Source organism: Micromonospora sp. KC213 (assembly GCF_004348325.1).
Lineage (GTDB): Bacteria > Actinomycetota > Actinomycetes > Mycobacteriales > Micromonosporaceae > Micromonospora.
This window is the reverse complement of record NZ_SMKF01000210.1, coordinates 1-8,597: the sequence shown is the minus strand read 5'-3', so window position 1 is coordinate 8,597 and position 8,597 is coordinate 1. Positions and strand designations below refer to the sequence as shown.

At 71.6% G+C, this 8,597-nt stretch carries 7 protein-coding genes and 1 rRNA gene; 3 read left to right on the top strand and 5 right to left on the bottom strand.

Annotated features, from left to right (window positions below):
• Window positions 1-808: ABC transporter ATP-binding protein (locus tag E1166_RS27275; protein WP_132342778.1), on the top strand; the 808-nt coding region annotated here is incomplete at its 5' end.
• Here the strand turns inward: E1166_RS27275 and E1166_RS32605 are convergent.
• The 3 genes from E1166_RS32605 to E1166_RS27260 all read right to left on the bottom strand — a co-directional run bounded on the left by E1166_RS32605 (window position 738) and on the right by E1166_RS27260 (window position 3,348).
• Window positions 738-1,340, bottom strand: a complete 603-nt coding sequence (locus E1166_RS32605) for a response regulator transcription factor (protein WP_132342777.1) — start codon at window positions 1,338-1,340, stop codon at window positions 738-740. The genes E1166_RS27275 and E1166_RS32605 overlap by 71 nt on opposite strands.
• A 116-nt stretch (window positions 1,341-1,456) precedes the next feature.
• Window positions 1,457-2,113, bottom strand: coding sequence for a response regulator transcription factor (locus E1166_RS27265; RefSeq protein ID WP_132342776.1), 657 nt, complete (start codon window positions 2,111-2,113; stop codon window positions 1,457-1,459).
• A 29-nt stretch (window positions 2,114-2,142) separates the two neighbouring features.
• On the bottom strand, window positions 2,143-3,348 hold the full coding sequence (locus E1166_RS27260; RefSeq protein WP_243710540.1) for a helix-turn-helix domain-containing protein: 1,206 nt from the start codon (window positions 3,346-3,348) through the stop codon (window positions 2,143-2,145).
• An 85-nt stretch (window positions 3,349-3,433) separates the two neighbouring features.
• Here E1166_RS27260 and E1166_RS32600 point away from each other — a divergent pair, with 85 nt between their 5' ends.
• Entirely contained in the window at window positions 3,434-5,773 is a 2,340-nt protein-coding gene (locus E1166_RS32600; protein ID WP_279433237.1) for an aminotransferase class III-fold pyridoxal phosphate-dependent enzyme, read from the top strand.
• Window positions 5,774-5,776: 3 nt separating this feature from the next.
• Window positions 5,777-7,369 carry an FGGY-family carbohydrate kinase gene (locus E1166_RS27250; RefSeq protein ID WP_132342775.1) on the top strand — a complete coding sequence of 531 codons (1,593 nt, stop codon included), beginning with the start codon at window positions 5,777-5,779 and terminating at the stop codon, window positions 7,367-7,369.
• A gap of 127 nt (window positions 7,370-7,496) precedes the next feature.
• Here E1166_RS27250 and E1166_RS27245 read toward each other — a convergent pair whose 3' ends face one another.
• Both E1166_RS27245 and rrf read right to left on the bottom strand, forming a co-directional pair.
• Complete coding sequence (locus E1166_RS27245) at window positions 7,497-8,336, bottom strand: alpha/beta hydrolase (protein WP_132342774.1); 840 nt, start codon at window positions 8,334-8,336, stop codon at window positions 7,497-7,499.
• A gap of 137 nt (window positions 8,337-8,473) precedes the next feature.
• Window positions 8,474-8,590: ribosomal RNA gene (rrf, locus tag E1166_RS27240) — 5S ribosomal RNA — on the bottom strand.
• Between the last annotated feature and the right edge of the window lie 7 nt (window positions 8,591-8,597).

Genomic DNA, 8,597 nt, shown 5'->3' with positions numbered 1-8,597 from the left:
CCCCCGCGCCCCGCTGCCACCGCCCGACCCGGCCGCGCCGGCGCTGTCCCTGCGCGGTGTGTCGTTCCGGTACGGACCGCACGCCGAGCCCGTCCTCGACGGGCTCGACCTGGACGTGCCCGTCGGCGACCACCTGGTGATCGTCGGGGCGAGCGGGATCGGCAAGTCGACCCTGGCGGCACTGATCGCCGGGGTGCTGCGCCCGCAGGCCGGCACGGTCCATCTCGGCGGGGCACCGGTGGCGGAGTCGACGCCGGCCGAGCTGGCCACCCGTCGGGTCCTGATTCCCCAGGAGGCGTACGTCTTCACCGGCACCCTCCGGGAGAACCTCACCTACCTGAACCCCGACGTGCCGGACTCGGCGATCAGCGCGGCGGCGGAGCGGCTGGGGCTCACCGGGCTGCTGGTCCGGCTCGGCGGCTACGACGCGACGCTGTGCCCGACGGACCTCTCGGCGGGAGAACGCCAGCAGGTAGCCCTGCTGCGGGCCTGGCTGGCCACCGCCGGGCTGGTGATCCTCGACGAGGCGACCTGCCACCTCGATCCGGCCACCGAGGCCCGACTGGAGGAGGCGTTCGCCGACCGGCCCGGCACGCTGGTGGTCATCGCGCACCGGCTCAGCTCGGCGCTGCGCGCCCGCCGTGTGCTGTTGCTCGACGGCCGCACGGCCGTCGTGGACACCCACCGGGGTCTACTCGCCCGCTGTCCCGCCTATCGGGAGCTGGTCGGCTACGGGGTCAGATCCAGCCCGACTCCCGAGCGATGCGCACCGCTTCCAGCCGGGTCCGCGCCCTGGTCTTCGCCATGATCCGGGACAGGTGGTTGCGGACCGTTCCGGCGGACAGCGCCAGCTTGACCGCGATGTCGCGGACCGGTAGGCCCTCGGCCGCCACGTCGAGCACCTCCTGCTCGCGCGGGGTCAGCGGATTGTCGCCGCCCTCCAGCGCCGCCACCACCAGGTCCGGGTCGAGCACGACCAGTCCTCCGGCGAGCTGACGCACGCCGGCGACGATCCGGTCCGGTGCCACGTCGTGGCTCAGGAAGCCGATCCGCTGGTGGTGCGCGGTGAACAGCGGTCGCAGTCGCGCTGCCCGCCGCTGCTCGACCAGGACCAGCAACCGGGTCACCCCAGCGGCCGGGTCGTCGGAGAACCACCGCTCCGGGGGAACCGTGTCGACGTCGGTCACCGCCACGTCGGGGCACACGGCCCGCAGCGTCGCCTCGAACCCGTCCGGGCCGTCCGTCTCGCCCACCACCTCGATGTCGTCCTCCACGGCCAGCAGGTGGGCCAACGCCCCCCGAACCAGCCCACTCCTGATCGCAAGCAGCGTGCGGACCATACAAAGCTCCCGATCACCGACCCCCGTGGCCTGACGTGTCGTGCGCAGTCAATGACGCACGGTCAAGAATCCTAGGGAAAGGAGTCCCATAGCGATAGCCATACGTCTATCTATCGTCAGATCCAGCCCGCATCCCGAACGCGTTGGACCGCCTCCCATCGGGTGCGACTGCCGGTCTTGCGCAACAGGGCGGACAGGAGGTTACGTACGGTGCCGGGAGCCAGGTGCAGGTGGGCGGCGATGTCCCGGGCCGGCCACCCCCGCGCGGCGGCGATGGCCACCTCACGCTCCCGTTCGCTGAGCGGATTGACCGCCGCGTCCAGCGCCGCCAACGCCGCCTGCTGGTCCAGCATCCGCTGCCCGCCCGCGATCGCGCGCAGCTGCCCGATCAGCTCCTGCGGCGGCACATCGGTGCTGATGACACCCCGCACGCCCGCGCGCAGCGCCCGGCGCAGCGTCCGCGGGGTATGCCGGGCGGTCAGTCCCACCAGCGCGCAGCCGGGCGGCACCGGATCTGGCCCCCGGGTCAGGGTGGACGGATCGTCCACCGCGTCGAGGTCCACCACGAGCAGGTTGGGTCGCCCGGCGACCACCGTCGCCACGTCGGGGCCGGGGGTGGCCTCCCCGGTCAGCTCGAACCCGGGTGCCGAGGAGAGGACCGCGGCCACGGCCGTCCGCAGTAGACCCCGCTGCGCCACCACCGCGACCCGTACCACCGGCCGGCGATATCCGTCCGCCGGGATCGGTCCCCGCTCGTTGCGTGTGTCGTTCATCTGGTTCCTGTGCCCGCCACGCCTACTGTTCACCCCCGCCCGGTGTCGCCACCGCTTCGCCACCGGGCCCGGGACCGCGGCAGGTCCAGTCGCCTCGCCAGCACCAGCAGCAGTTCGAAGCGGACCGCAGGGTCGTCCAGGTCCGTCCCGTACAGGTCGCGCAGGCGTTTGAGCCGATAGCTGACCGTCTGCGGGTGGACGAACAGCTCCGCCGAGACCTCCGCGCGGGAACCCCAGTGCCGCAACCAGCTGTACAGGGTCACCAGCAGGCTGTCGCGCTGCGCCGGGCGCAGGTGCGCCAGCGGGGCCAGCCGCCGGGTGGTCAGCACGGCCAGCGCGCCGGCCTCCCCACGAAGGGTCAGGGTGATCAGATGGTCGTCGACGAAGACCGGACCGGGATCGGGGTCGACGAGCCCGACGGTCAGCTCGGCGAGCCGGACGGCTGCCGGCACCTGCGCCCACCCCAGCGTCGGCCCCACCACCGCCTGCCGCCCGGCCAGCGTCTCCGCCAAGGGGGCACGGGCGGTACGGGGACCGGCACGCAGCAGCAGCACCGCGTCGTCGCGCCGTTCGATCACCAACCCGTCGGCGCCGTACCGGAACCGGGCGTCGCGCACCTGGTCGGGCGGCAACAGGACGGGCACCACCTCGTCGAGGTCCGCCCACCCGATCCGTGACGCCGCCGCCTCGACCGCGCTGGGCATGCCGTCGCCGCGCAGCAGCAGCTCCGCGAACTGGTGCCGGCGCCGGTCCCCCTCCCCGGCCTGTTCGCGCAGCTGCAGGGCATACCCGTCGGTGCTCGCCGCGGCCAGCTCGTCGACGTACGCGCTGATCGCGTCGGACAGGTCGATCAGCTCACCGATGTCGATCGGACGCAGCCGCGCCAGTGACTCCGACGCCAGCCGCAGCATCAGTCGCGCCGCCATCCGCAGCGCCGCCAGCAGCGCCTCCGGCCCCCGGTCCTCCCGCGCCTCGGCCGCGCCGAGGGCGACGAAGACCTCCCGGAACCGGGGCGGCAGCGCGGGTTCGTCGGTGCCGACCAGGTCGAGGAAGCGTTCGAGGGCAACCTGCACCGCGGTGCGGACATCCCGCTCGAACTTGGCCGCCTTGATGGTGGCGAAGGCCGGTGTCGCCTCGGTGACCGCGACCGCGACCGCCCCGACAGTCGCGGGCAGGTGCGGGCGCATCGCGGTGGACAGGTCGGCGGGCAGACGCCGCCACGGGGTCGCGGTCACCGCGCGATTTTGTCACGCCGTGATAAGTCCGGTCGGCAATCTCGCTGTCGCAGGGACGGTGCTCCGAGCCGGACCCGGGGCGACGATGGGCACCACCCCCCTGTGGAGCGAGGAGATCGTCGTGGAGCACCGGATGTCCCGCCAGCACGTCGTCGACATGTGCCGGACCATGCTCGACCGGGGTTACCTCAAGGCCACCGAGGGCAACGTCTCGGTGCGCATCCCCGGGCACCGGCTCTACGCGGTGACGCCGAGCAACTACGACTACGACCGGATGCGCGTCGAGGACATCTGCATCGTCGACTTCGACGGCCGGCACGTACCCGACGAGACCGGCGCCGGCCTGGCACCGTCGATCGAGTGCGGGATGCACGCGAACATCTACCGCGAACGGCCCGACGTCAACGCGATCGTGCACACCCACCAGCCGTACGCCTCCGCCCTGGCCTTTCTCCGCAAACCGATCCCCGCCCTCACCGACGAGCAGGTGCGGTTCCTCGGCAAGCAGGTCGCGATCGTCGACTACGCACCGTCCGGCACCGGCTTCCTCGCCAAGAACGTGCAGAAGAGGGTGGCCGGCGGGGACAACGCCTTCATCATCGCCAACCACGGCATCGTCGCCCTCGGCACCGATCCCGACCGGGCGGTGTTCAACATGGCCCTGTTGGAGAAGGTCTCCATCGCCTACCTGATGGCCCTGACCACCGAGGCCGGCAGGGTTTACACCATCCCCGCCCCGATCCGTGAGATCGCCTTCGGCAAGCTGCGCGCCGACGAGAAGCGCATCGCGGCCCAGATCACCAAGGCCGTCGAACCGCTGCGGGTGCCCGCCGACGAGGAGCTGCCCAGCGCCGATGCCACCGCCGCCGAGATCGCCCCCGCCGGCAACGCGGACCCCACCGGCGACAGCGGCAGTGCCGACCCCGCCGGCGAGAACGGCACCGCCGGGCCGGACGGGCCCGGCGCCGAGTCGGCCCGCCTCGGGTACGCCATCAGCGAGTATCCCGACGTCCCCGACGTCATGCGCCGGCTCAAGGCGTTGATCGCCCAGCCGGTACGCGGGCTGCGCCACGACGCGATGCTCGACGTGCTCAACCACTTCGACACCAAGTGCCGGGCCAGCAAGGAGATCACCGACCGGGCCAAGCGGCGGATCCCCGGCGGGGTGCAGCACAACCTGGCGTTCAACTACCCGTTCCCGCTCGCCATCGACAAGGCCGAGGGTGCCCACCTGGTCGACCGCGACGGCAACGTCTACATCGACTTCCTCCAGGCCGGCGGCCCGACCATCCTGGGCAGCAACTACGGACCGGTCAACGAGCAGGTCGCCGAGGTCGTCCACGCCTCCGGTCCGGTCACCGGCCTGTTCCACGAGTACGAACTCAAACTCGCCGAGATCATCCACCGGTACATGCCGCACATCGAGATGTACCGGGCCCTCGGCTCCGGTACCGAGGCGGTGATGGCCGCCGTGCGAGGGGCGCGGGCCTTCACCGGCAAGAAGATGGTGATCAAGCTCGGTGGGGCGTACCACGGATGGTCCGACACGATGGTGTACGGGCTACGGGTGCCCGGCACCTACCGGATGAACGCCAAGGGCATCCCGTTCGGCGCGACCAGCCGCACCCGCGAGGCATTCCCCCACGATCTGGGGCAGCTCAAGCGCAAGCTGGTCGAGAACCGGCTGCGCGGCGGCACCGCCGCGGTCGTGGTCGAGCCGGTCGGCCCGGAGTCCGGCACCCGCCCGGTGCCCCGCGACTACAACGCCAAGGTCCGCGAGCTGTGCGACGAGTTCGGCGCGCTGCTGGTCTTCGACGAGGTGGTCACCGGGTTCCGGCTCGGCCTCGGTGGCGCCGCCGGCTACTTCGGTGTCACCCCCGACCTGACCGTCCTCGGCAAGGCCGTCTCCGGCGGCTACCCGATGGCCGGCGGTGTCGGCGGGCGCGCCGACGTCATGGCGGTCTTCGGCTCCGGCCTGGACGGCAAGAGCGGCGCCCACATCCAGGTGGGCGGTACTCTGTCGGCGAATCCGCTCTCCTGCGCGGCCGGCTACTTCGCGATCCAGGAGATGGCCCGCACCAACGCCCCGGTCGTCGCCGGCCGCGCCGGCGACCGCCTCACCCGGGGCCTGCAACGCCTCATCGACCGGTACGGCCTGCCGTACGTCGCCTACAACCAGGGGTCGATCGTGCACCTGGAGTGCAGTGGCGTCATGCTGCTGGACATGCGCAACCCGCTGAAGCTGCTCAAGGAGAACAAGGCCCGCAAGCGGCTGATGGAACAGATGGGCGCCGCGTACGCCGCCCACGGCATCATCACCCTGGCCGGCTCCCGGATGTACACCTCGATGGCCGACACCGACGAGGTCATCGACGACGCGCTCGACCGGTTCGACCGGGTCTTCGCTCTCGTCGAGGGAGTCTGACCGATGGGCGTCGCCGCTGCGCAGGTCCTGGCGGTCGACCTCGGCACCTCCGGGATGAAGGCCGCGCTCGTCGCCGCCGACGGCACGGTCACCGGCTGGGCCGAACGGGCGGTGCCGCTGCGGCTGCTGCCCGGCGGTGGCGCCGAACAGGACCCCCTGGCGTGGTGGGACGCCCTCGGGCAGGTCACCGCCGACCTGGGTCGCGCCCATCCCGAGCAGATGCTGGCGGTCACCGCCGTGTGCGCCTCCACCCAGGGCGAGGGAACCATCGCCGTCGACGCCGACGGCGAGCCGCTGACCGCCTGCATCAGTTGGCTCGACATGCGCGGGGCGCCGCACCTGCGCCGGCAGTTCGGCGGATTTCCGGCGTACCAGGGAATCTCGGTGCGGCGGATCGTCCGCTGGTTGCGCCTCACCGGGGGGATGCCGTCGGTGACCGGCAAGGATCCCGCCGCCCACATGCTGCTGGTCCGCGACGAGATGCCGGCGGTGTACGAGCGGACCGCGTCGTTCCTCAACGTGCTCGACTGGATCAACCTGAAGCTGACCGGACGCACCGTGGCAACGGTCGACTCGATCCTGACCTCGTGGGTCACCGACAACCGGCGGCCCGGCGAGATCCGCTACGCCCCGGCCCTGGTCGCCGACTGCGGCATCGACCGGGACAAGCTGCCCCCGATCGTGGCCTGCACCGAGGTGATCGGCACACTCGTCCCCGCCGCCGCCGCCCACCTGGGGCTGCCCGAGTCGGTACGGGTCGTCGCCGGCGCCATCGACAACACCGCCGCGGCGATCGGGGCCGGCACCACCGGCGACAACGAACCGCACCTCTACCTCGGCACCTCGTCGTGGATCGCCGCCCACGTCCGCCGCAAGAAGACCGACGTCGGCGCCGGCATCGCGGCCGTGCCGTGCGCCATCCCGGACCGCTACCTGATGACCGCCCTCCAGGCGACCGCCGGGGCCAATCTCACCTGGCTGCGCGACAAGGTGGTGGAGTACGACGACCTGCTGCTCGGTGCCGGGCACGTGACCCGCGACGAGGGAACCATCTTCGACGCTTTTGACACGATCATCCCAACGGTGCCGCCGGGGGCCAACGGGGTGCTCTACACGCCCTGGCTCTACGGCGAACGCGCCCCGGTCGACGACCCGCACCTGCGCGCCGCGTTCCTCAACATCTCCCTCGACACCAACCGCTCGGACCTGCTGCGCGCGGTCTTCGAGGGCGTCGCGCTCAACACCCGATGGTTGGCCCGGGCCGTCGACCGGTTCCTCGGCGCGCCCGTCACGTCGATGGCGATCACCGGTGGCGGGGCACTGTCCGACTCGTGGTGCCAGATCTTCGCCGACGTGCTCGGCATGCAGATTCGCCGGGACGCCCAGCCGCTCGCGGTCAACGCCCGCGGCGCGGGCTGGATCGGTGCGGTCGGCACCGGAATGCTCTCGTTCGCCGACATTCCCGACCTGATCCGCAACGACCGGGTCTTCGAGCCGACGGCAGAGCACCGTGCCACCTACGACGAGATCTTCGACGTCTACCAGGACCTGCACAAGCGGTTGGCTCCCGTCTACCGGCGGCTGCACCACCGCTGAACCGTCCCCGGGGCCGAATAATCCACTCCGGTACGGCAGTTCGTGATGTCCCCGGCACCGGATGCCACCACTGGCCGCGACCGGATGGACCAGCCCGGTCAGGGAGACACCGAGCGGTCGGTCAGGATCAGGTCAGGTACGCCGTCAGCGCCCGGCGGAAGCCGCCGGGGTCGTCGAGCCACGGCTGGTGTCCGCAGCCGGGCAGCACCACCGACTCACCGCGTGGGAACAACGTCGCGTACTCGACCGCGACCTTCGGTGGCAGCGCCACGTCGTACTCGCCGGCGACGATCAGCACCGGCGCGTCACGGTCGGCCAACGCGGCGCGCACCGTTCGAGAGTCGACCGCCCCGTCGGCGTAGTAGACCGCGGCGGCTTCGGCGTTCTTCCCGCTCGCCTGCCGGGCGGCCTCGGCTCGGCTGGCCTCGTCCCACCGGCCCCAGGTGAACGGGGTGATCGCCGCCCAGTCGTCGACCGTGGCCGCGCCCGACCAGCTCCGTTGCAACGCGGCGAAGGCGGCGGGATACCAGGGCTCCCCCTGGCGCAGCTCGGCCACCGCCCGCCGCTGCAGGTCGGCGACCATCAGCCCGACCACGATCGGGCTGGGGGTGACCAGGACCAGCGCACCGACCCGCTCGGGATGTCGGGCGGCGTACAGCAGGGCGAGGCTGGCGCCGGCGGAGTGCCCGAGCAGGTCGAGCCGGTCCACGCCCAGCGCCGAACGCAGCGCCTCGACGTCGGCGACCTGCCGGTCGCAGCGGTAGGTGGCAGCTTCCGCCGGGATTGCGGACTCGCCGGTACCTCGCAGATCCAGCCGCAGCAGCGACCGGTACGCCGACATCCCACCCAGGTCACCAAGATAGGCCGACGCCTGCATCGGACCGCCGGGCAGGCAGACCAGCGGCTCGCCTTCTCCGGACCGGTGGTACGCGAGCCGGGTGCCGTCCGCCCCCTCGAAAATCTCCATTCCGGAGATCGTATCCGGAAATCGGAGAACGTGAGATCGTGCCGCGTCGCCACCGGTGGTCGTGGCTGGTGTTTTGGGTCGGGTATGCAGTTCAGGGCCACCCCCGACCGGGGGGTGACCCTGAACCATGAAGAATTGTCCGGCGGTGTCCTACTCTCCCACACCCTCACGAGTGCAGTACCATCGGCGCTGGAGGGCTTAGCTTCCGGGTTCGGAATGTTACCGGGCGTTTCCCCTCCGCCATGACCGCCGTAACACTAT

Bases quoted from the DNA above. Each gene is read 5' to 3' on its own strand.
- E1166_RS32605 (WP_132342777.1), bottom strand. From the start codon at position 1,340: ATGGTCCGCACGCTGCTTGCGATCAGGAGTGGGCTGGTTCGGGGGGCG.
- E1166_RS27265 (WP_132342776.1), bottom strand. From the start codon at position 2,113: ATGAACGACACACGCAACGAGCGGGGACCGATCCCGGCGGACGGATAT.
- E1166_RS32600 (WP_279433237.1), top strand. From the start codon at position 3,434: ATGGGCACCACCCCCCTGTGGAGCGAGGAGATCGTCGTGGAGCACCGG.
- E1166_RS27250 (WP_132342775.1), top strand. From the start codon at position 5,777: ATGGGCGTCGCCGCTGCGCAGGTCCTGGCGGTCGACCTCGGCACCTCC.
- E1166_RS27245 (WP_132342774.1), bottom strand. From the start codon at position 8,336: ATGGAGATTTTCGAGGGGGCGGACGGCACCCGGCTCGCGTACCACCGG.